The organism is Phycisphaeraceae bacterium, assembly GCA_015709595.1.
GTDB lineage: Bacteria > Planctomycetota > Phycisphaerae > Phycisphaerales > SM1A02 > CAADGA01.
Map to the genome: position 1 here is coordinate 2,207,884 of CP054178.1, position 21,357 is coordinate 2,229,240.

Annotated in this window: 20 protein-coding genes; 12 read left to right on the forward strand and 8 right to left on the reverse strand. The window is 66.0% G+C overall.

Annotation, left to right across the window (positions count from 1 at the left end; translation table 11 throughout):
• Window positions 1-47: 47 nt before the first annotated feature.
• The 4 genes from HRU76_09360 to HRU76_09375 all read left to right on the forward strand — a co-directional run bounded on the left by HRU76_09360 (window position 48) and on the right by HRU76_09375 (window position 4,126).
• Window positions 48-1,436, forward strand: coding sequence for a hypothetical protein (locus tag HRU76_09360; protein QOJ17778.1), 1,389 nt, complete (start codon window positions 48-50; stop codon window positions 1,434-1,436).
• Between the two features lie 14 nt (window positions 1,437-1,450).
• Window positions 1,451-2,398: a hypothetical protein gene (locus tag HRU76_09365; protein ID QOJ17779.1), complete on the forward strand. Its 948-nt coding sequence runs from the start codon at window positions 1,451-1,453 to the stop codon at window positions 2,396-2,398.
• Between the two features lie 91 nt (window positions 2,399-2,489).
• Window positions 2,490-3,245, forward strand: coding sequence for a hypothetical protein (locus tag HRU76_09370; protein ID QOJ17780.1), 756 nt, complete (start codon window positions 2,490-2,492; stop codon window positions 3,243-3,245).
• Complete coding sequence (locus HRU76_09375; GenBank protein ID QOJ17781.1) at window positions 3,242-4,126, forward strand: hypothetical protein; 885 nt, start codon at window positions 3,242-3,244, stop codon at window positions 4,124-4,126. Before HRU76_09370 ends, HRU76_09375 begins: the two co-directional genes overlap by 4 nt.
• An 83-nt stretch (window positions 4,127-4,209) precedes the next feature.
• Here the strand turns inward: HRU76_09375 and HRU76_09380 are convergent, their stop codons facing one another.
• Complete coding sequence (locus tag HRU76_09380) at window positions 4,210-4,671, reverse strand: hypothetical protein (GenBank protein ID QOJ17782.1); 462 nt, start codon at window positions 4,669-4,671, stop codon at window positions 4,210-4,212.
• A gap of 60 nt (window positions 4,672-4,731) precedes the next feature.
• Here HRU76_09380 and HRU76_09385 point away from each other — a divergent pair, with 60 nt between their 5' ends.
• From HRU76_09385 to HRU76_09395, 3 genes are all read left to right on the forward strand, one after another.
• Entirely contained in the window at window positions 4,732-5,376 is a 645-nt protein-coding gene (locus tag HRU76_09385; protein QOJ17783.1) for a TM2 domain-containing protein, read from the forward strand.
• On the forward strand, window positions 5,373-5,645 hold the full coding sequence (locus HRU76_09390; protein QOJ17784.1) for a hypothetical protein: 273 nt from the start codon (window positions 5,373-5,375) through the stop codon (window positions 5,643-5,645). Before HRU76_09385 ends, HRU76_09390 begins: the two co-directional genes overlap by 4 nt.
• Window positions 5,646-6,392: 747 nt before the next feature.
• Entirely contained in the window at window positions 6,393-6,983 is a 591-nt protein-coding gene (locus HRU76_09395; GenBank protein QOJ19155.1) for a peptidylprolyl isomerase, read from the forward strand.
• Window positions 6,984-7,009: 26 nt separating this feature from the next.
• Here HRU76_09395 and HRU76_09400 read toward each other — a convergent pair whose 3' ends face one another.
• The 4 genes from HRU76_09400 to HRU76_09415 form a co-directional block, all read right to left on the reverse strand.
• Window positions 7,010-7,771 (reverse strand): DUF1211 domain-containing protein, encoded by a 762-nt coding sequence (locus HRU76_09400; GenBank protein ID QOJ17785.1) that lies wholly within the window; start codon window positions 7,769-7,771, stop codon window positions 7,010-7,012.
• A gap of 72 nt (window positions 7,772-7,843) precedes the next feature.
• Complete coding sequence (locus tag HRU76_09405) at window positions 7,844-8,572, reverse strand: zinc ribbon domain-containing protein (GenBank protein QOJ17786.1); 729 nt, start codon at window positions 8,570-8,572, stop codon at window positions 7,844-7,846.
• Between the two features lie 128 nt (window positions 8,573-8,700).
• Window positions 8,701-10,740 carry a hypothetical protein gene (locus HRU76_09410; GenBank protein ID QOJ17787.1) on the reverse strand — a complete coding sequence of 680 codons (2,040 nt, stop codon included), beginning with the start codon at window positions 10,738-10,740 and terminating at the stop codon, window positions 8,701-8,703.
• A 127-nt stretch (window positions 10,741-10,867) separates the two neighbouring features.
• Complete coding sequence (locus HRU76_09415) at window positions 10,868-12,514, reverse strand: molybdopterin-dependent oxidoreductase (protein ID QOJ17788.1); 1,647 nt, start codon at window positions 12,512-12,514, stop codon at window positions 10,868-10,870.
• 248 nt (window positions 12,515-12,762) lie between these two features.
• On the opposite strand from HRU76_09415, the gene paaA reads away from it, so the two are divergent.
• Window positions 12,763-13,791 carry a 1,2-phenylacetyl-CoA epoxidase subunit A gene (paaA, locus tag HRU76_09420; GenBank protein QOJ17789.1) on the forward strand — a complete coding sequence of 343 codons (1,029 nt, stop codon included), beginning with the start codon at window positions 12,763-12,765 and terminating at the stop codon, window positions 13,789-13,791.
• 45 nt (window positions 13,792-13,836) lie between these two features.
• Here paaA and hslU read toward each other — a convergent pair whose 3' ends face one another.
• A complete protein-coding gene (gene hslU, locus HRU76_09425) occupies window positions 13,837-15,297 on the reverse strand; it encodes an ATP-dependent protease ATPase subunit HslU (protein QOJ17790.1) in 1,461 nt (486 codons plus the stop codon).
• A 111-nt stretch (window positions 15,298-15,408) separates the two neighbouring features.
• On the opposite strand from hslU, the gene aroC reads away from it, so the two are divergent.
• The 3 genes from aroC to HRU76_09440 all read left to right on the forward strand — a co-directional run bounded on the left by aroC (window position 15,409) and on the right by HRU76_09440 (window position 17,957).
• Window positions 15,409-16,623, forward strand: coding sequence for a chorismate synthase (gene aroC / locus HRU76_09430; GenBank protein ID QOJ17791.1), 1,215 nt, complete (start codon window positions 15,409-15,411; stop codon window positions 16,621-16,623).
• A gap of 151 nt (window positions 16,624-16,774) precedes the next feature.
• Complete coding sequence (locus tag HRU76_09435) at window positions 16,775-17,335, forward strand: hypothetical protein (protein QOJ17792.1); 561 nt, start codon at window positions 16,775-16,777, stop codon at window positions 17,333-17,335.
• Window positions 17,325-17,957 carry a NeuD/PglB/VioB family sugar acetyltransferase gene (locus tag HRU76_09440; protein QOJ17793.1) on the forward strand — a complete coding sequence of 211 codons (633 nt, stop codon included), beginning with the start codon at window positions 17,325-17,327 and terminating at the stop codon, window positions 17,955-17,957. Before HRU76_09435 ends, HRU76_09440 begins: the two co-directional genes overlap by 11 nt.
• A 37-nt stretch (window positions 17,958-17,994) precedes the next feature.
• Here the strand turns inward: HRU76_09440 and HRU76_09445 are convergent, their stop codons facing one another.
• Complete coding sequence (locus HRU76_09445; GenBank protein ID QOJ17794.1) at window positions 17,995-18,924, reverse strand: hypothetical protein; 930 nt, start codon at window positions 18,922-18,924, stop codon at window positions 17,995-17,997.
• A gap of 391 nt (window positions 18,925-19,315) precedes the next feature.
• Between HRU76_09445 and HRU76_09450 the strand changes: the two genes are divergently transcribed.
• Window positions 19,316-20,233 carry a DUF481 domain-containing protein gene (locus HRU76_09450; GenBank protein ID QOJ17795.1) on the forward strand — a complete coding sequence of 306 codons (918 nt, stop codon included), beginning with the start codon at window positions 19,316-19,318 and terminating at the stop codon, window positions 20,231-20,233.
• A 38-nt stretch (window positions 20,234-20,271) separates the two neighbouring features.
• On the opposite strand, the gene HRU76_09455 is transcribed toward HRU76_09450, so the two are convergent.
• On the reverse strand, window positions 20,272-21,333 hold the full coding sequence (locus HRU76_09455) for a galactose mutarotase (protein ID QOJ19156.1): 1,062 nt from the start codon (window positions 21,331-21,333) through the stop codon (window positions 20,272-20,274).
• Window positions 21,334-21,357 lie beyond the last annotated feature (24 nt).

Genomic DNA, 21,357 nt, shown 5'->3' on the forward strand with positions numbered 1-21,357 from the left:
AATGACACGCTCTCTCTCTCTCTCTCTCTCTCTGCGCAACGGTCTTCATGACCACCTCCGCCGTTGCGCCTGAGCCGATGCTGCTGGTCAGCGGGAAACTGTGCCTTGTCCAGTTCGCCTCCCATGACGTCTACCGCGACACTGCCTCGCAGACCAGATACAATCACGACTGGCTCGACGACAACGCCGATGGTGACCTCTTGGACGAAGGCGATGTACGCGCGCCGGTATGCTGCACGTGCGACGAAGATGTCGAAGTCACCGTCGTATCGATCATCTACCCGAGCCAGATTTCTCTCACGAATGCGGTAATCAGAGGCCGCGTCAATGGGGAGGTCGTGTACACAGGCACGAACCTGACGCAGGATCAGACATTTGATGGCAAGTTTGACGTGCGGTCGACCACGTTCACGGGGATGATGAATGCGCCTTCAACCATTGAAGTGTGGAACGACCTGTCGATTTCGTGGGCGGTTGAATACACCACGATGCTCAACACACACCCCGGCGGAACCAGTACGAATGACTTCTTCTTCGTGCTTCGCGATCCGCCCGCGGGTTGGAAACTGCTCCACACGGTACTCACTCTCGCCTGCTTCGGCGGCGAAGGCCTTGACCTCTCACAACCGGAGCTTGTCGCGGAGGGCATTTTCGACCTTTTCACGAAATTGAACGTGAAGAGAGCCGAGGATCAGGAGGAACTCGCGTACTACGGCTCCTGGATGACGCCGTGGAGCGATTATCTCGAACTGGTCAAGGAGCGCGATGCCAACTGTTTCGCTTGGGCTGACCTCTACGTGAAGTGCTTGCTCGCCGCAGGCCTTGGCGATCCGAATACGGATGGTGCGATCTATAAAGTTCAGTTCAAATACAACAGAGTCGGGCTCGGCGGACCGAGTGCATGGATGTTCGTGAAAGATTGGACGCCCGCGCAATCCCGAACTCCGGACCAGTACGACAACGACTTTCCGGATCAAGGCGATGCATTCCCGCACCTGAACATCCCTGTACAGACGTACCCGACGGCCTTTTACACGAACGACCAGTACAACTGGCATGCCAACTTCGCGGACTTCACCGACCAGGCGGGCGATGCGGGGCAGAACGAGCCGGATCCGGCATCCCTCTTCACAGACCATGTCGTGGTTCGGTATGGCGATGTCCTCTTCGACCCGTCCTACGGGAAGAGGTATAATGTTCCACAGGGCGCCACCGGCAACGACATTCTGGCGCCCATAGACGCGGTGATGGATGGGTATGGGCTTGGGTATCTCAACAGTCCATTGCTTTGGCTCAACGAAGCTGATCTGAATGTTGATCTCGGTCCACCGGCCGGTATCCAGGACATGTACGTGCAAACGAAGTGCTTCATCATCATGGAAAACCCGGCGGGGAACCAACTCGCCGTGCATTCGACAACGCCCCAGTCCCGATGAAGGAGTGAACCATCATGATGCTTGAGATTCTTCTCGCCGCGTGCCTGATCGACGCCGGTTTCGCCGCCACCGAGGCGGTGGCGACGCCGGATCGCGTGCTCCTGTGTCCGGCCGATCCGTTGGATCCATTCGTGTCAGACAAGATGCTGATGCTCGATTTTAGTGCATCCGAGTTCCAATTCGAGCAGAGCAAGATGGGGCCGTGTCGCAGCCGATACGGCCCGATGAGTTGGGGAGTGACCGGAAACGCGCTGTACCTCGTCGGCACCATCGAAGCTCCTGGCGCATGGCTGGGATGTGGAATCCAACCGCTTTCGGAGCTCATTCCACTTCTACGTCAGAATCGCGAGACAGGTCGTGTGGACTTTGATGCGGATCGCCGCATTCGCGCCTACAGCGCCGAACACGGGCGGCAGATGGACGCGATCGGGCGGTTCGTTGACAGTCAACAAAGCATTCACAACATCCAGCACGACGCCTGGGACTTGTACATCGACCTCGCCTACACCGCCCCCAACCACGTCACCGTGATCGTGGTCCGCGAGGGCCAGCTCCGCTGGTGGACGTGGAACAAGCCGGAGGAGACCGACTGGGTGGATCGGGGGACGATGGAGACGCGCCTCGAAGGCGCGTTCCGCATCGTGCAGGCGGGCGATGACCTGTACCTGGTGGACCGCCGGGGGTGGGTGTTCAGTTCACCCGACCAAGGCGCGCGGCTGCTGGGCACGATCGCGGGCTGGGGCCAGCCGCGCGAGGGCGAGACGCTGTTCCTGCTGGAGGAGCAGAAGCATGGCAAGATCGCCGTGGTGAAGGTGGCCGAAGGGAAGACGACCGTGCTTGAAGCGCTGGTGGAAGCCGAGGCCCGCGAGGACTTCATGACGACGATCGACGATGAAGACCTGGACCGGGCCATCATCCGCATGGCGGCGGCGCTGCGCGAGGAGGAGCGGGGCGGGAAGTAGGTGGGGGTTTCTGCCAGAGCCGCAAGGACTTGACACTGGCGGACTGGAGCGGCAGCGTGCTTTCACTCAGTGGGAGGACTATGTGATGCGCATGTCGATTCTCAGGGCTGCCGCGCTCGTTTCGGTGATTGCTGGTGCCTCGCAACGGGGGGGCATCGCCCCGGCGAACGAGATGGCTTCCGCAGTCGTGATGGCCGCGCCGATGCTGGCCGTAGTTGAGCCATTCGTAACAAGTGCCCCTTCCGTGACCAGCGCCATGAACGAAGGGACGATGACGGCGAAGGTGTGGGCTGTACAGTTCGGGGGCTGGCCAGAGTTTGTGTACAAGGATCGTGTCGCGGAAGATTGGTACCGCAACCGATGGATCGATGCGAATCTCGATGGGGATGCGCGTGATTTCCCGAACGATCACCGAGACCCAATCTGTTACACCGTCGAAGCGCTGATCGCAATCCAGGGCGTGGGGATCGCCGTGACGCCGGAGAACGCTTTCGACCCCGCTGATGCGAGAATCGTCGGTCGGGTTCAGGGGCAGGATCGATTCACGGTGAATACGGTTCAAGCGAGTTCAATTCCCGGCGTTGGTTGGGTCGTTTCGGGCAGTCCCGTCATCGGCACAATAGCACCGCCACCGACCATCGCACTTTGGGAGAACTGGACGATCGATTGGCGCGATGATCAAGCCGAATCCACCGGGAAACCAGCTGAAATTGTCCGGCGGTTCGACGACGCCGATGTTTCGCTGATCCGATTCTTGAAAGGAGTGAACCGATGGTGTCATCGCTCATCGTCACCCTGTGGCTTTTCGGGTGTGGGAGTGAGTACCCTGCCGCTAAGGCGATCATGACGCAGGATCGGCAGATTGTGTTCCTCGCTGGCGAGACGGATCCAGCCATCCAGCCGGTCATCAACGTGCTTCAGGTGGATGAATCGAGGTTGCCGGCAAGGGAGCGATTCGAGGTGGCCTCGCGCGGCCAGACGCGCCGTTCCGGCCCCATGTCGTGGGGTGTGAGGGGCGACTGCTATCACTACGTCGTCCACAGCGAGATGGGAGGACGGTGGATCGCTGCCATCAATCATCCGTTCGAGTCTCGTCGGGTGATCGACCGCGAGTTGCGCGAGAACCGTCCCCCGTTCGCGGAGCAGCGCCAGATGGACCTGCATAGTGGCGCATACGGTCGCCGGATCTGGGTGCTGGAGAACTTTATTGACGATTTGGGCGGGCGTGGAGTATCGTATGCTCGCAGCAACCTCTTCTTCGACCTCGCCTACACCGCCCCGAACCACGTCACGCTGATCGTGGTCCGCAACGGCCAACTCCGCTGGTGGACGTGGAACAAGCCGGAGGAGACCGACTGGGTGGACCGGGGCACGATCGAGACGCGGGTCGAAGGCGTCTTCCGCATCGTCCAGGCGGGCGCAGATATGTACCTCGTGGACGGCCGTGGGTGGGTGTTCAGTTCGCCCGACCAAGGCGCGCGGCTTCTCGGCACAATCGCCGGGTGGGGCCAGCCGCGCGATGGCGAGACGCTGTTCCTGCTGGAGGAGCAGAAGCATGGCAAGATCGCCGTGGTGAAGGTGGCCGAAGGGAAGACGACCGTGCTTGAAGCGCTGGTGGAAGCCGAGGCCCGCGAGGACTTCATGACGACGATCGACGATGAAGACCTGGACCGGGCCATCATCCGCATGGCGGCGGCGCTGCGCGAGGAGGAACAGGGCGGGAAGTAGCAACCCTTCCCGGACTCCGGTCTGTCACCCGCCTGCTCATGCGCGCGGCTCGCTTGGAGTGCGTCTGGTGTCGTGCGTTCGTCTCACGCCGCCTCGCTCAGGCCGCGGCGGAACTCGTCCTCATCGTGACCCGGCTTTCGGAACACACCCGCCGGGGCGTCGGCCCGCTCCGTCCAGTCCGGCGCCCGATTGCCCAGGTTCAGCTCCGACGGCTGCGTCTTGCGGTAGCCCAGTTTGCGGATGATCTCCAGCACGTCCGTCCATGACGGGAAGGTCTTGCCATTCACGCGCTTGAAGGTGTCGATGGCCATGACGAACATGAACTGTTCGTCGGTCATCTCGCCCTCTTCGGCGGCGCGCAGGTAGTCGGTGCGTCGGCGGCCCGGGCCGCGGCGTCTTTCAAGGTTCGTCCCCGACGGCCCGCCTCCGTCCTCGCCGCCCAGGCGTCGGTCGTTCTGCATGGCGCGTCGATCCAGGCCGCTTCGTCGATCGACGACCTCGTCCTGATCCCACCGGGGTTGTTCCGCCTCGTGCTGTTCGTTCATCGGGCGCATGCTCCGTTTGGCCGATACACTCCCACGACGCGACGCCACGGGACTGCATCGTTGACCGACCCATCACCCCCGCCACAACCTTCGGGCACGCTCCGCAGCGCGACCGATCCGCCTTCGTCGCCCTCGTCGTCGCCCCAGGGCGGGGCGGGTCGTTTCGACCCGTTCTGCCTCGTCCTCGGCTGGATTCTGCCGGGGCTTGGGCATCTGCGGCTGGGGCAGCCCCGTCGCGGGTGGGCGATCATGGCGGGCGTGCTCGGACTCTTCTTCATCGGCCTGCTGGTGGGCGGGGTTCACGTGGTGGACCGCCGAGATCAGTGGTTGTGGTTCCTGCCCCAGTCGCTGATGGGCCCGCTGGCGCTGGCGGCGGATTCCCTGAACGCGACATTCGTCAAGACCGGCAGAATCGGCACGTCTTCGCTGGGCCGCGTCAACGAACTGGGCACGCTCTTCGTCGCCCTCGCCGGGCTGCTGAACCTGGCCGCCATGATCGACGCCGCCACCCGCCAGCCGGGCACGGATATGCGCCCGGGACGCCCGGCTGCCGACAGACGACGCCGGCGGTCCGATGACGCCCCCCGCGCCGGCTCGCCCTCCGAGTCGCCGACTGATTCGTCGTCCGACGCGCCTGCGGCGCGGCATGATCCCCGCGTTTCGATCCAGATGGATCGAGCGGGGCGCGAAGGGGGCGTGCCGTGATCATCGCCTGGGCTTCCATGTTCGCCGCCCCTTCGTGGGTGCCGTTCTTCAGCCCGATCAACCTGTTCTTTGAATGGTGGTTCCTGCTGGCGATTCCCATGGCGTTCCTGATCGCCATGACGTACAAGGCCATGCGCGTCCGGGCGGCGGGGCAGTACTGGCGTCAGGTGCTGGTGATGACCCTGCAGATCCTGCTGGGGATGGTCGCCCTGCACCTGGGGATTCTGGTGCTCATGGACGTGGCGCTGCCGCTGCTGGCGGGTGAGTGAGTGCGACGACAAACCACCACGCCGGCCGCAGGTCGAAGCGACCCGCGGATCAAGCGGTACCATTGATTCGATGACGCCATGTCAATCGGAGGCCCTCCCATGTCACTCAATGTCGCGCTTGTCCTTGGGCTCTGTGCGGGTTCGTTCTCATTCGTCGGGTTGTCCGCGGGCGACACGCCCCTCCGCGCCGAGAACCTCTACAACGGCGTCAACCGCTCGGCGCCGATCGTCATCGAGCCGCCGGGCGGTTCCGCGGCCGGCGCGCCTGAGTCGGGCGTGCTGCAACTGGCTCTGATGAACGCCCGGGGCGAACTGCTGCTCGACGGCGTCGCCGTGACTCCCGGCACGATCGATCTGGCCGAGTTGATGCCCGACATCTGGCGCATCCGCAAGACGTGCTACCTGCAACTGGTGAAGGATGGGGAGCCGGTGGGCTCGGCGCTGGTGCTGCAGCCGATGCTCAATCGCCCGCCGATCTGGACGGAGCGGGCGACACGTCCGGACGGGCGGACGCGGTACACGCGGATCGTGGGCTGGGGGAATGAGCCGCCTGCGGGGTGGAAGTCTGCGGCTCCCCCCGCGACTCCGCCCGGTTCACCGGGCTCGCCGACGGGTGCGACGCCTCCTCCTCCGGCGGGTGGCGGCGGTGGTGGGGCATCGGGGCAGGAACCGCCCGCGGGTTCGCAGCCGCCCGCGCGACCCGAGGATGCGCCCGAGGAGGAGGAAGAGGCCTTCACCGGACTTCGCATCTATCCCGAACGGGACGTGGTCATCGAAACCAGCAAGGGCGATATCGTGGTCGCGCTCGTGCCGTCCGAAGCCCCGAACACCGCGTGGAACTTCCGTCACCTGGCGGAGAACGGCTTCTACACCGAGGTCATCTTTCACCGCATCGTACCGTTCGATCGCAACGGGTTTCCGTTCGTGATCCAGGGCGGCGACCCGAGCGGCACGGGAAGCGGCGGGCCGGGCTACTGGCTGCCGATCGAGCCGTCTCAACTGCCGCACGACTTCGGCGTGATCTCGATGGCGCGGTCGGATGACCCGGACTCGGCGGGCAGCCAGTTCTTCTTCGGCCTGTCGCGCGAGGGGACCGCCCGCCTGGATGGCCAGTATTGCGCGTTCGGCTACGCGGTGAAGGGAGCGGGCGTGATCCGCGCCATCGCCGATGAAAAACTGGCGGACGTGGCGGCAGGACGCCCGGAGAACCCCCCGGTGATCTACCGGATGCGTCTGATTCCCTCCCCGCCGCGCACGCCCGGACTGGGGCGGCTGGACCGCAAGGTCAGTCCAACAGACGACCTCTCGCCCACGCACCCCAACCGTGTGCCTCGGTAGGAAGGCAGAGCGGCTCCCTGTTCGAGTCAGGCGGGCGGTGCGAGCGACTTCTTCACCGCCTCGATGCGCCGGCCGGAGAGCACGCCGTACACGTGCATGATGGGCCAGAGCAGGGCGTACGCCCAGCCGGGCAGTATGAACCGCGTGACGGGCGTGAGCAGAGCCAGCAGCACGGAGAGCATGCCCACTGCGGCGAGGATCAGCCATGCGCCGACTTCCGAGCGGGTGCTGATTCGCTCCACCGGATCGAGCCGCAGCCGGTCGCCAAGGCGCAGGGCGTGCAGGTTGAGCGCCGCGAGAACGAGGCAGAGCATCACGAACCCCGCGCCGTAGATGGCGAAGATGGCGTGCAGCTCGCCCGGCGACTGCAGCGTCGCGCTGCCGGAGATGCGCCCGCCCGAGATCCAGTGCATGAACAGCGAGGAGAGAAATTTGAGCGGATAGACGTAGCACAGGATGAGGAACACGAGCAGCAGGGAGAGCAGCACGCTGGGCCAGTCCTCCAGCCCGAAGCGGCGGCTCCACTTCCAGTGCCCCGCCCAGAAGTTCAGCAGCAGCGCGAAACTGAAGGCGAAGGCCGGGATGCCCTTGATGGCGTTGAGCAGTTCATCGAAGTTGGTCGGAATCGCGTCGATGGAGACGACCAGCAGCGTGACCGCGAAGGCGAAGGCCGCGTCGGTGAACGTCTCCGTGCGGGTCATCTCCAGCCCGCGGAGGCGGTAGCCGCCCTTGACGGGCAGCCCGGCGAGATGCTCATCGGTGTACAGGGGTTTGATGGGCGCTGGCACGCCGGAGATTGTAACGATGAACGCGCGTGGCCGCCGCAAGGCGCGAGGAGCGGTCGCGTGAGAACGGGCCCGCTACCCGGGGCGGCGACGAATCTGCTCGAACTGCCGACGCACGTCCGGCGGCATGTCCTCCACGCGGTCGTAGGTGCGCGTCACGCCGTCGGGGCCGGTGACCGAGAAGCGTTCGACCGTCTGTTGATGCTCGATGATTCGAGAGCCGCTCACACGCCCCAACCCGAGGTCTACGCGCATCTCGCGCAGCACGTCGCGGAGCGATGGCGGCAGGTCATCGACGGACTGGACGGTGCGGCGTGCGCCCGTGCCGCGATCCGTGACGACCAGTTGATCGGGCCCCTGGATGTCGAGATCGCCGATCATGGCGTGAGCCGGTCCCTGCGCCAGAATCCTGCGCTTGACGTGCTCGGGCACCGCGTCCCACGAGGTCCATTCGCCCCGCTCGCCGGTGGTCTCGTCCTCGAAGCGGATGGTTGCTGACCTGTGAACGCTGACTTCGGCGCCGAGGGCCTTGACCGCGGCGCGGATGGCGTCCAGCGGGGTCGGCTTGGCGCGAGGCGGCGCCGGGTCCGTCCGGCGATCTGGCGCGGAGCGGGCTTCGTACCGGACCGTGGTCCGGGTGTCCTCCAGACCGTCGTGGTGACGGAGACTTCGGTCCATGCCGAAGAGCGAACGAAGCATCCCTCCCAGCCAAGCCAGCACGCCGCGGCGGCGGGGCGCGCCGCACTTGAGGCAGACGAGGCGGCCTTCCTCCAGCAGGGCATGGCATCGGTGGCAGAAGTTCATGATGTCAAGTGAGCGGGGAGCTCTGATCGACCGGATGATCCTACGGCGCATCACCCCGTGTGAGTCGCGTCGTTGTCGGTTCCGACCCTCTGTGCCGTCTGTCCCACAGACCGATGGGGTGTTTGTCGTCAGGGATTCACGCGCAGCCGCCGGCTTGGTTCGAACACGCGCCGGTCGATGACCTGCTCGTTCTTCCACACGATTGTCGAATCCCGCGTGTAGAAGGTGATGAGCCGAAGCCGTGACCAGCCGGCGTCGCCGTTGGCGTGAAAGATCGTGATGAAGCGCCCCGGCTGGTCGGGGTGGGGCATGGTGTGCAGCACGGCGTGCTCGGGATCGGCGAAGACAGCATCGCCCAGCGTGAATGAGCCGTCCCGCACGGCGATGGCGTTGGCGGCGCGCTCGATCAATGCCCGGTGCGCGGCGATCGCCTTGGCGCCGATGAGCAGCAGGTTCTCGCCCTTCTCATCGTGGTTCACACGGGGCAGGAAGGCGTCGAACTCCGGTCTTTCCGCGTCGCCCGCCACGCGCATGCCGCCGGGGCCGAGCGTGCCCGCCAGCGTGGGGATGACCTGCTCGGGCGGAAGCAGCCGGTAGACGAGGAAGCCGGGGTCGATCTCGCGCCAGGCGCCCTGCTCGTCGCGGCCGAAGCCGACATCCAGCAGTTCATCGCCGCTGAAGAAGTCGCGGCGGAACGTGCCCATCGCCGCGCTGGACCAGGCGGCGGGCGTCCTGGGGACATTGTGCGAATCGATCCAGCGGGCGAAGAAGTCCGCGCGCGATTCGCTCCACTCGGCTTCGATGGTGCGGCGAAGGTCATTCCACGTGGCCCGCCGGCCCATGAACTCGGCGGCGAATCGCTTGAGCGCGGCGAACATCGCGGTGCGGTCGGTCTGCTCGGGCGGAATGCCGGGGCCGTGCTCCAGCATCATGAAAACGAATGATCCCTTGTCATAGCCAACGAATCGATCAATGGCCGCGTCGACGCCGAAGCGGCCCACCGGCCCGTTGTCAAGCGAGGGATCGGCGGAGGCGCGCATGATGATGCCGCGCCGGTACTCGCGCCCGGCGGGCTCGCCCCCTTCATGCACGCGGCGGAAGTAGTTGGCGCAGTAGCTCGTCAGGGCCTCGCACCAGTTGCCCGAGCGCGGATCGACGTACACGCCGTTGCCCCACCAGTTGTGGACCAGTTCGTGGTCGAGGTAACCCGGGGCCGGCGAGCGTTCGCCCATCGCCACCACCTGCGGGCCGAGCAGCGTGAAGCCGGGGTAGGCGAAGCCGGACGAGAAGAAGTTCTCCACGATCGAGAATCGCTGGTACGGGAACGGCCCCAGCAGGGGGACGTAGAGGTCGAGATACGACGCCGCCGCGTCGAGGTAGAGGTCGCTCTGTGGCGCGTTCCGGTCGGAGAAATGCGTGACGATTTCGACGGGGCCGTGAATGGTGTCGTGGGTGATTCCCTTGAGCACATGGCGATTGCCGACGACCGCGACGCCGTCCACGCCGCGGGGGGTTTCCCATGTCCAGATGGGTCGGGCCAGATCATCCGGCGCCGGGCGCGGCATGGGCGCCCGTTCGGGCGATCTGGTCTGGCCGGTGGCCTCCGTTGCGGGGCGCTCGTTGGAGCGCGGCCGCGCCGCCTCCCCGGCGGGATCGCCCGAGCAGACGAAGGCCCAGCCATCGAGCGGCGTGATCTCGATGAGCGCCGGCAGCAGGTGGGGCACACCTCCCTCGTCGATCCACTGCGGGTGCCACGCGCTGCCGTCGGAGAGAAAAACCCCCTCCGGCCCGATGTGTGCGTTGACCGAGTGGTTGTGGATGACGCCCGCCCGCTCGCCCCGCGACACATCCTGGCGCAGCACGGCTTCGCACAGGAAATCAAGGCGGCTTTCGTCGCCGGTCAGGTTGACGGTGATGCGGTCGTGGCGCGACCCGTCGTCGGCGGGCTCGCGCGTGATCAGCACTTCCTCGCGATCCGCCAGGACCGCCTTCACCTGCACGTCGGGGTGAAGACGGAAGATCAGCGACCCGACGCCGTCAACCACCGCCCGGTACGTGAACAGAACGTGGTTCCGCTCCGGCGCGAACTGAACCGTGATGATCTGGCGCGAAATGGACGCGTCCTGGGCGGGGCCGAGCAACGCGGCGGCGAGACACGTGAGGATCATGTCTGCTCCCTTCATGACTGACGGATGATCACCAATCGGACCGTTGTCCGTTTTCCGCCGCAACCCCGGGCCGAACCCGTGGCCAACGACTGTCCAATGCCTGATGCCCAGCGCCCAACGCCTTCGCCTACAACTCCACCATCACCATGTCCGGCTCCACCGGGGCTTCGGGCGACGGCACATGCAGATCGGCGGTGAACTCGGTCAGCCCCAGCGCGTCGGCCATGGTGCGGCGCACGGCGGGGGCGTCGTACGCAGCGCCTGGTTCGCCGGCGCGCAAGGCCATCATGTCGAGGGCGATCTGGGCTTCGCTCTTGCAGAAGTCGATCGGCTCGATGGCCCGCTCGAAGGCCTGCAGGCGACCCTTCACGTTCTCGAACGTACCCGACTTCTCCATCCACGTCGCCCCGGGCAGAACAACGTCCGCGATGTTGACCAGCGCGGTCTCCAGCGTGTCGAGCAGAATGATGGTCTTTCCCTTCAGCGCATCAATGAGCGCGGGCGTGACCCAGTCGCTTGGGTAGTTGCCGGTGAGAATCACCGCCCCGCTCGACCCGATGGCCTTGAGGAATCCTTCATATTCATGGGCCGTGTCCGTGAGCTGGCTCAGCACTCGGCGCACGCCGCGGGCGTTGGGGGCCTTCTCGGCGTACATGGTGAAGCCGCCGGGGAACGTCCTGTCCTCGCCCATCACCGGCACCGGGCCCACGCCCATCACCGCGTCTGGGTCGATCGAGAGCGTCAGTGACCCGAGCAGGTAGGCCTCCTCGCAGGAAAGCATGGGGCTGACCATGAGGGCGACGCCCTTGCCCTGACTGCGCACGCTGTCGAGCCGCGCCTTCATCGCGCCATAGCCGGCCATCCACGCCTCGCGGGCGGCGGACTCCTCGAAGGGCGCTCGTCCCTTCACGCGAGGCAGCGTGAGCCGCCGGGGGCCGTGTACGAACTTCCACCCGTAGCGCACCTCGTCGGTGATCCACCACTTGTTCACGTCCAGGTTGGTGCGCGGCTTGACGCGGTAGACCTTGCCTTCGTGATGCTCCACCCACAGGTTGTCGCCCGACGCGGTGAGCCCGTCAATGGATGCGGCGCGCTTGAGGAACCAGACGCGCTGGGTGAAGAGGAAGTCCTTGTCCAGCAGCGCCCCGACCGGGCAGATGTCCACCACGTTGCCGGAAAGTTCGTTGTCCAGCGCGCGGCCGGGGAAGACGTCGATCTGCGCCGTCGAGCCGCGCCCTTCCACGATGAGTTCGCCCGTGCCGGTGACCTCGCGCGTGAAACGCACGCAGCGCGTACACATGATGCAGCGGTCGGAGTACAGCAGCACGTGCGGACCAACGTCCTTCTTGGGCTGCTTGTTCTTGGCCTCCTGGAAGCGCGACGCCGAGCGGCCGTACTGGTAGGAGTAGTCCTGCAGGTAGCACTCGCCCGCCTGGTCGCACACCGGGCAATCCACGGGGTGATTGATGAGCAGGAATTCCATGACCGCCTTCTGATTGGCGACGGCCTTGGGCGACTGAGTCGAGACCACCTGCCCATCACCCGCCGCGGTCTGGCACGTGGGCATGAGCTTGGGGATGGGCTCGAGGGCGTTGTTGTTGCGCGGGTTGGGCGCCCAGATTTCCGCCAGGCAGATTCGGCAGTTGGCGGGAATGCTCAGACCCGGGTGATAGCAGTAGTGGGGGATCTCGATGTCGTGATCCAGCGCCACCTGCAGAATGGTCTGACCCGGGGTGAAATCGAGCTTGCGGCCGTTGATCGTGATCTGGGGCATGGGAGCGGTAGTGTATGGCGCGGTGCGGCTCGTTGTCGTCGTGGCGACGGGTCGGTCGGCTTGTCGCATGCGTCGATTCCCCGCCCGGTCCTCCCCGGGCGTCAGCGACTCCGGAGAACCATCGCCCCAGGAGAAACGCGGGCCATCCACCCCGTCGCGTCGGCGGTCCCAACGACCCCGGCCAGGTGAATCCTCCTATGCTTTGGCGCGCCTTCGGCGGTGAATCCCTCGTCTACGGGAGCCAGTTCATGAGCGGCAGTTCCAACGTCGGCATGCACATTGACCACTGCATCGAGGAAGACCCGGTCCTCCTGGCCGCGTTCGAGGCCAAGATGGCCGCGGGCGAGATGATCGAAGCGGATGACTGGATGCCGCAGGCGTATCGCACGGGCATGCTGAAGATGGCCGAGCATCACGCCAACTCGGAGATCGTCGGGGCGCTGCCCGAAGGGGAGTGGATCACGCGCGCCCCGTCGCTGAAGCGAAAGCTCGCGCTGACGGCCAAGGTGCAGGACGAGGTGGGCCACGGGCAGATGCTCTACCGCGTGTCGCAGGACCTGGGCAAGAGCCGCGATGACATGCTGCGCGACCTGATCACGGGCAAGACGAAGTATCACAACTGCTTCAACTACCCCGCGCCCACGTGGGCCGACATCGCCATGATCCAGTGGCTGATCGACGGGGCGGCGATCATGAACCAGAAGACGCTGGCCGACGGCGCGTATGGCCCGTACGTGCGGACGATGCGCCGCATCAACATGGAGGAGGCGTTTCACTTCAAGAGCGGCGAGGACATGGTGCTGACCTTGATGAGCGGCACGAAGCGTCAGAAGCAGATGACGCAGGAGGCGTTCGACCGCTGGTGGGGCCCGGCGATCATGTTCTTCGGCCCGCCCGACAAGCCCAACGCCCGCGAACTGCCGCCCATGCGCTGGCGCATGAAGACGGTGACCAACGATGAACTGCGTCAGCGGTTCGTGGACCGCTTCGCGCCCGCGGCGATCGCGCTGGGGCTGACGATCAACATCGTGGAGAAGGATGAGCAGGGGATGGTGGTGCCGGGGTCCGTGCGCCCGGATGAGCGGGTGGTGCTGGATGAGAAGACGGGTCACTGGGGCTTCACGCCGCCGGACTGGGACGAGTTCTTCCGCGTGATCCGCGGCGGCGGGCCGTGCAACGCCAAGCGGCTGGCGCTGCGGCGGTTCTCGTACGAGCAGGGCCAGTGGGTGCGGCGTGCGGTGCTGGGTGGGAAGGTGAACCTGCCGCCGGCGGCGTAGCGGGTCATCGCTGTCGGCTGCGCCACTGCTCTTCCAACAAACCCCTCACAGCACAAACCGGCTCAGATCCTCATCCTTCAGGATCGGCCTCACCCGCTCGCGCACGAAGTCGGCGGTGATGATGACTTTGCTCGTCTTCTTCCTGGCCGCCAGTTCCGGGGCGTCGAAGGAGATCTGCTCGAAGACGCGTTCGAGGATGGTCATCAGCCGCCGCGCTCCGATGTTTTCCAACCGGCTGTTGGCCTCGGCGGCGAGTTCGGCCATGGCGTCGATGGCGGCCGGTTCGTAGGTGATCGTCAGCCCCTCCGATTCCAGCAGGGCCTTCTGCTGCGCAGTGAGCGCGTTGCGCGGCTCGGTGAGGATGCGCTGAAAGTCCTGCCTGGTGAGCGGGCTGAGTTCCACGCGGATGGGGAACCGCCCCTGCAGCTCGGGCATCAGGTCGCTCACGCTGGCCGAGTGGAACGCCCCGGCGGCGATGAACAGGATGCCGTCCGTATGCACCACGCCGTGGCGGGTGTTGACGGCCGAGCCCTCCACGATGGGCAGCAGGTCGCGCTGTACGCCCTGGCGGCTGACATCCGGACCGCCGTGCTTGCCGTCGCCGGGCGAGGCGATCTTGTCGATCTCATCGAGGAAGATGATGCCCGACTCCTGCGTGCGCTCGATGGCGGTCTCGACGAGTTTCTCGTTGTCGATGAGTTTGGCCGTCTCCTGCTCCATCAGGATCGCGCGGGCCCGCGCCACAGTGACGCGGCGGCGGCGCGACTTCTCTGGCATCAGGTTTTCGAGAAACGAGGTCATGCCCGGGTCCATCTGCTCCGGGCCCATCATGCCGATGATGGGCATGGTGGGTTTCTCGCTGACGGAGATTTCGATCTCGCGCTGATCGAAGACGCCCTCGCGCAGTTTCTGACGCATCTTCTCGCGCACGCGGGCGGCGGTGTCGATGGTGGCGGCGGTCGTGGGCGGCGGCGCGGTCGTCACGCGCGGACCGTTCGAGGACGAGTCGCCTTCAAGGCCCCCATCGCTGTCACCCCCGGGTGTCTCGACCGTCTCGGATTCCTCTTCATCATCGCGCTCCTCGTCACCCGAGCGGCCCATGAGGATCGAGACGAGCCGATCCTCCACGGCCTTGGCCGCCTGTTCGCGGACCTTCTCCGCCTGCTCGGCCCGGACCATGTTGATGGCGACTTCCAGCAGGTCGCGGATCATGGACTCGACATCGCGCCCGTGGTAGCCGACCTCGGTGTACTTGCTGGCCTCGACCTTGATGAAGGGCGCACCGGTGAGATTGGCCAGGCGGCGGGCGATCTCGGTCTTGCCGACGCCCGTAGGGCCGACCATGATGATGTTCTTGGGGTTGACCTCGCGGGCGACCTCGGCGGGCAGTTGCCGCCGCCGCCAGCGGTTGCGCACGGCCACGGCGACGGCCCGCTTGGCGTCATCCTGGCCGATGATGTACTTATCCAGTTCCGCGACGATGGCGCGGGGGGTGAGGTTGAGCATGGGGGATGGTAGTGCGCGCTTTGCGGCGAGCCCGGATGCTGGACGGCCACTGATTGGGGCGGTGGTTGCACGACGCCTACGCCGTTCCCGCGTCGCACTATGATGCGTGCGATGCCCACCCTCACCCTCCAAACCGCCGGCGAATCGCACGGGCCGGCCCTCACCTGCCTGATCCGCGGTCTGCCCGCCGGGCTGGATGTCGATGGGCCCTTCATCAATGCGGAACTGGCCCGGCGTCAGGGCGGATACGGGCGTGGCGGGCGGCAGCGGATCGAATCGGATGCGGCGACGTTCCTCGCAGGCGTGCGGAACGGGCTTACCACCGGCGGGCCGATCGTCATCCAGATTCCCAACCGCGATTCGCGGCTGGATGACCCTGCGAAGACGCCGCCCGTGACGCGGCCGCGCCCAGGTCATGCCGACCTGTCGGGGTCGATCAAGTGGCTGACGACCGACGCCCGCAACGCGCTGGAGCGTGCCAGCGCCCGCGAGACAGCGGCGCGCGTGGCGGGCGGCGCGCTGTGCCGCGTCTTCCTGCGGGCGATGGGCATCGAGTGCTTCGGCTTCGTGCGCGGCATGTTGGATGTCGTCGCCGCTGCGCAGGTGACCGAGTCGAACTGGCGCGACCTGCGCGCGAAGCGCGATGACAGCGAGGTCTACTGTCCGGATGAAGCCGCCTCGGCCCGCATCATCGAGCACATTCACCGGGCCAAGACCGAGAAGGACACCGTGGGAGGGGTGTGTGAAGTGCACATCTTCGGCTGCCCGCCGGGGCTTGGCTCGTGTGCGCAGTGGGATGAGAAGCTCGACGGGCGGCTGGCTCAGGCGGTGATGAGCATCCAGGCGTTCAAGGCGGTGGAGATCGGGCTGGGAACGGAGTGCGCCCGGCGAATGGGCTCGCAAGTACACGACCCGATTCACTTTGACGTGGCGCGCCTCGGCACGTCCTCGCTGGGCTACACGCGCCCCACCAACAACGCGGGCGGACTCGAAGGCGGCATGACCAACGGCATGCCCATCGTCATCCGCGGCGCCATGAAGCCGATCTCCACGCTCCTGCGCGGCCTGCCCAGCGTGGACATGTCCACGCGCCGGCCCGAGCACAGCGCCTACGAACGCAGCGACGTGTGCGCCCTGCCCGCGGCGAGCGTGGTCATGGAGAACGTGGTGGCGTTTGAGATCGCCCGGGCCGCGCTGGAGAAGTTCGGCGGCGACTCAATGACCGAGACGTTGGCGAACCACCGCGCGTTTCTCGATGCGGCGCGGCGGCTGGGTGGCGGCGGGGGAACGCCGACATCCGGCGCGGCGGACGACACCGAGGCGTGAGCGGGCGGCGCGGCCGTTCGGAGTGCGCCGGTCGATGACGGTGGGATCGCATCGCAGGCGGGACGCCCGCGCCACTGGGTTGGCCCCAGGCCCGATGCCCGCGCCACGTGTTCGGGCATCTCTCCGCGCCGCGGCACTATGATGGTGCGGCATGCGCATCGACGTGCGACAACCCGATCGGAAGCGGATTGGTCGCGTCACGATTGATCCGGCGCTGCGCCCGACCCGCGCCCGGATCGAAGATGGTGAGGTCGACCGCGAGGTGTTTCTTGAGTGGGAGGCCGCCACGGATGACGCGGGACGGTTGCGGCGATGCGTGGTGTGCGGCTGCCGCGATCTCTACGCCGTGCGGACTTTTCCACAGTTGACGGGTTTCGTCGTGGTGCTGGCCTTCGCGGGCGCGGTGATCGGTCTGCTGGGCTACACGACGAACCCGATCGTGCTGGCGGCGCTCATCGTGGTGCTGCTGCTGGACATCGGGTCGCTCGTCTTTTCAAGGCACCGATTGGTGTGCTACCAGTGCCGTTCGACCTATTCCGACGTGGAGATCGCCCGCCATCACAGGCCGTGGGATCGAACGGTGGGTCAGAAGTATCCCCCGCCCGCCGCCACTCTGGTGGATGATGCGGCGATGGCCCCCGAGGCGGAGCCGTCATCGAGGGTGGCTCGTCCCGCGCCGGTGGCGCGGGAGGCGGGAGCCCATGTCCTCTAGCCCCGCGATGGTCATCCTGGGCGGCGGGGGGCATGCGGCGGTGGTTGTCGAGGCCGCTCGACTGGCGGGGTTTGAGCTCATCGGGTTCCTCGATGATGACTCGTCGGCGCGTCTCTTCGATCTGCCGCACCTCGGACCGATCGCGCCGTGGAGTCCGCCGGTCGAGCGACGGGGGACGCTCGTCATCCATGCGGCGGTGGGAGATGGCGCGAAGCGGGAGGCATGGATCGATCTCGCTCATCACACGTGGGGGCTTGCGGCAGCTCCGGTGATTCATCCTTCGGCCGTCATCTCGTCCACCGCGGCGGTGCTGGAGGGGGCTTTCATCGGTCCGCGGGCGGTCATCAACGCACGGGCCACGGTGGGCCGGGGCGTCATCATCAATACCGGTGCGATCATCGAGCACGATGTCGCCGTTGGCGATTTCGCGCACGTCGCGCCCGGCGCGGTGCTGGGCGGCGCGGCGGCGGCTGGTCGTCGGTGCCTCATTGGCCTCAACGCCGCAGTCCTGCCGGGCGTGCGGGTTGGCGATGAGGCCACGCTCGGCGCCGGCGCGGTGGCGACGCGCGACGTACCGAATAGAACTACGTACGCGGGCGTGCCGGCTCGTGTGGTCGCTTGATCCCGCGATCCGCCCGGTGACGCGGGAGTTCGAGCCATCACGGAACGACCCAGGCCAGCATCTTGGCCAGTCCGATGAGCGTCAGGAAGAGTCCCAAGGCGATGCCGCCCAGCACGCCGGCTTCACGGAAGGAGAGCGCGAAGAGCCCCCGAGCGCCCACCATGAAGATGCCGCCCATGAGGATCAACTGCAGGAGCGTCTCCGCGAAGCCCCAGCCCTCGCCGAGGTTGATGAGCAGCGCGATGCCGCACAGGGACACCACGGCGAGCGATCGGACGAGAGCCAGATTCACGTCTCCCAGCGGGCGTTTGTCGAGTCGGGCGATGACCGTCACGCCCGCCAGCGTGCTGCCGCCGACGATGAGCGTGAACAGGTAGTAGCGCATCATTTTGCCCACGCGGTGCGTCATCAGCGGCGCGGGTTCGGTGAAACGGTCCTTGTCGCGCGTGTACTGGGCGTGATTGGCGTTGAGGTAGTATCCCTCGCTGCTCTCGAAGAGCCCCTTGCTTCCCATCAGAAACGCGATGGTCATGATGAGGACGCAGCACCCGGCGACCACCGCCGGGAGCGGCATGCCGCCTCGCCCCGGCGGCGAGATCGGCTTGGGCGGGGGCGGCGGCTCTTCGTCCTTGGACCCCACCGGGCGTCCCGTTTCGTCCACCACCACCTCGCCGGTGCGGGTTGTGACGCGCCGATTGTTGGCCAGGTCGAAACCGCAGCGAAGGCAGAGAATCTCGTTCTCACCCGGGAGGGGGGCGCCGCAGTCGGGACACACCATCTGCCCCGACTCGTCGAGCACCGGCTTCCAGTCCTCCGGGGCCAGCGGCACGCCCGTTCGATCTCCGCTGGGCGCGCGGCCCCCCGGCGAAGGCGGCTCCCTGTGTTCACGCCCGGCGCCATCTTCGTCCGCCAGCCCGTAGATTTCCTTCCGGGGCCTGGCTTTGCTGATGTCCTGCGACTCGTCCATGCGGTTCGCTCCGGAAGGAGGATATCGCACAGTTGCCGCCCGGTCAGCGTCGCGATTGGTACCCAAACGAAAACGCCCGCATCGGCACGGAGGCCGATGCGGACGCGCAGAGTGGGGTCGAATCAAACTCGACGAAACCGTGGACTCGGTGGAATCCAACGGCGTTGTTCGGGTCTACTGTATTGCGTGCAGAAAGCGATTTGGTTCCACATTCCCGCTGAATCTGCCTCAGATTCTTTGGAACTTTTTCGGTTCGGCGCTCGTCTGGAAGGGAAAGCGAACCTCAACCCGAATAGACCACAACGACGGCGAGGCGCCACCGGTGATCGCAGCACTCATTCTCTCACTTTGTACGCTCACGGCGGAAAAGGTATCCCCGGATCGCCTTCACTTGGTCAATGGAGATGTCCTCCACGTCCAGGTCATTGAAGAGGCCGACGACCATGTGGTGGTCGATCATCCGGTCCTGGGTCGCCTGACCATCCCCCGCGCCAGCATCGCGCAGATCGTGCGCCAGGAAGAAGGTTCTCCAGATTCACCGGGTGACGGCAAACACCCCGATGAAGTCACGCGTGACCCAGCGCCCCCTGGGGTGGAGGCGCCGACGGAACCGGAGAATCAGGCGGCCCCGGCGCTCCCACCCCCCCCGACGCCTGTGCCGTGGAAGGTTTCCCTTGAACTGGGTTTTACCGGCACGCAGGGCAACACGGAAACCACGGACATCCGGCTGGCCTTGCTGGCCGGGCGGGAGACGACGGAAGCCCGAATCGCGCTGGACACCTCGTACCTGTACGGTGAAACAAGCGGTGACCGACGTCTCAACCGCTTCACCGCGGGCGGGAGGCATGACTGGCTGTTTCCAGAAAGCCGGTGGTTCATCTTCGCCCAGGCGCGGTATGACTATGACGAGTTTCAGTCCTGGGAGCAGCGGGTCACCGGCGGCGCGGGCGTGGGCTACGAGTTCATCAAGAACGATACGGTTCGGTTGATGGGCCGGGCCGGTCTGGGCGCAGTGTGGGAGATCGGTTCCGAGGATGACGGCATCGAGCCGGAGGCGATTCTCGGACTGGACTTCGGCTGGCAGATCACGTCCAGACAGCGACTTGGCGCGACCACGACCTTTTACCCCAATCTGGGCGATCTGGGGGAGTTTCGCATCGTCAGCAGCGCGGACTGGACCATTCAGCTCGATCAGGCCAGCGGCATCGATCTCAAACTCGGCGTCGCGCACGAACACCAGTCACGCGTGGACCCGGGTCGTGAGAGGGATGACATCAAGGTGTTCGGTTCGATCGTGATCCGTTTCTGAGCGTGACCGTTCCGACCGTGACGTTGGCGCAGGTCGGATCATCGCGTCGAGAATCGGTGCTCCATCACGTGCCGGTATGTCTGACCGGGGCGCAGGATGACGGAAGGCCAGCCGGGGCGGCCTTCCTTGTTGATCGAGTCGGGAAACTTCTGTGTCTCCAGGCAGAATCCGCCGTGCCTGGGGTAGATCGCGCCGTCCTTGCCCGGCACATCGCTGAGAAAGTTGCCGGTGTAGAACTGGATGCCGGGCTGGTCGGCGTGAATGGTCATCACGCGCCCGCTGCCCGGCTCATGCACGATGGCGGCCAGGCGCATGGCGCCGGGGTCGCCATCCACCACGTAGTTGAGGTCGTAGCCGCCGGGGTCGTCGCCGGAAGCGGGCAGCTGCCCGATGTCCTCGCCCATCGCCTTGGGCATCGTGAAGTCAAAGGGCGTGCCCGTCACGGGCGCGATGACCCCGGTGGGAATCAGCGTGGCGTCGGCCGGCGTGTAGCTCGAGGCGGGCAACTGCATCTGGTGGGCGAGAATCGTGCCCGAGTTGTGGCCGGCGAGGTTCCAGTACGAGTGATGCACGATGTTGACGATCGTGGGGGCGTCGGTGGTGGCGGTCGTCTCCACGCGCAGCGCGTTGTCGTGCGTGAGCGTGTAGGTCACCGTCACCAGCAGGTTGCCGGGGTAGTGCTCCTCGCCGTCGGGCGAGAGGTAGGTGAGCCGAAGCGACGGGCCTTCGGCCGTTGTCCGGGGCGTCGCGTCCCAGACCACCTTGTCGAAGCCCTTGACGCCGCCGTGCAGGTGATGCGGGCCGTTGTTGGTGTTGAGCTGATGGGTCACCCCGTCGAGCGTGAAACGCCCGTTGGCGATGCGGTTGGCGCAGCGGCCGGCCATGCAGCCGAAGTAGGGATTGTGATCGACGTACTCGGCGAGGGTGTCGAAGCCGAGCACCACGTCATCCAGTCGACCGTTGCGGTCGGGCACGTGCAGCTCGGTCACAATGGCGCCGTAGTTGGTGATCCTGGCCACCAGCCCATGCCGGTTGGTGAGCGTGTAGAGCGAGACGGGCTGGCCGTCCGCAACGCCGAAGTCGGCCCGTTCGATGGTCATGGACTGGGTGCCTCCGCAGCCGGT

Excerpts from the sequence above, each read along its gene's own strand:
- HRU76_09360 (QOJ17778.1), top strand. The coding sequence starts at position 48 with ATGACCACCTCCGCCGTTGCGCCTGAGCCGATGCTGCTGGTCAGCGGG.
- HRU76_09365 (QOJ17779.1), top strand. The coding sequence starts at position 1,451 with ATGATGCTTGAGATTCTTCTCGCCGCGTGCCTGATCGACGCCGGTTTC.
- HRU76_09370 (QOJ17780.1), top strand. The coding sequence starts at position 2,490 with ATGTCGATTCTCAGGGCTGCCGCGCTCGTTTCGGTGATTGCTGGTGCC.
- HRU76_09375 (QOJ17781.1), top strand. The coding sequence starts at position 3,242 with ATGACGCAGGATCGGCAGATTGTGTTCCTCGCTGGCGAGACGGATCCA.
- HRU76_09380 (QOJ17782.1), bottom strand. The coding sequence starts at position 4,671 with ATGAACGAACAGCACGAGGCGGAACAACCCCGGTGGGATCAGGACGAG.
- HRU76_09405 (QOJ17786.1), bottom strand. The coding sequence starts at position 8,572 with ATGAACTTCTGCCACCGATGCCATGCCCTGCTGGAGGAAGGCCGCCTC.
- HRU76_09410 (QOJ17787.1), bottom strand. The coding sequence starts at position 10,740 with ATGATCCTCACGTGTCTCGCCGCCGCGTTGCTCGGCCCCGCCCAGGAC.
- HRU76_09415 (QOJ17788.1), bottom strand. The coding sequence starts at position 12,514 with ATGCCCCAGATCACGATCAACGGCCGCAAGCTCGATTTCACCCCGGGT.
- paaA (QOJ17789.1), top strand. The coding sequence starts at position 12,763 with ATGAGCGGCAGTTCCAACGTCGGCATGCACATTGACCACTGCATCGAG.
- hslU (QOJ17790.1), bottom strand. The coding sequence starts at position 15,297 with ATGCTCAACCTCACCCCCCGCGCCATCGTCGCGGAACTGGATAAGTAC.
- aroC (QOJ17791.1), top strand. The coding sequence starts at position 15,409 with ATGCCCACCCTCACCCTCCAAACCGCCGGCGAATCGCACGGGCCGGCC.
- HRU76_09435 (QOJ17792.1), top strand. The coding sequence starts at position 16,775 with ATGCGCATCGACGTGCGACAACCCGATCGGAAGCGGATTGGTCGCGTC.
- HRU76_09440 (QOJ17793.1), top strand. The coding sequence starts at position 17,325 with ATGTCCTCTAGCCCCGCGATGGTCATCCTGGGCGGCGGGGGGCATGCG.
- HRU76_09445 (QOJ17794.1), bottom strand. The coding sequence starts at position 18,924 with ATGGACGAGTCGCAGGACATCAGCAAAGCCAGGCCCCGGAAGGAAATC.
- HRU76_09455 (QOJ19156.1), bottom strand. The coding sequence starts at position 21,333 with ATGACCATCGAACGGGCCGACTTCGGCGTTGCGGACGGCCAGCCCGTC.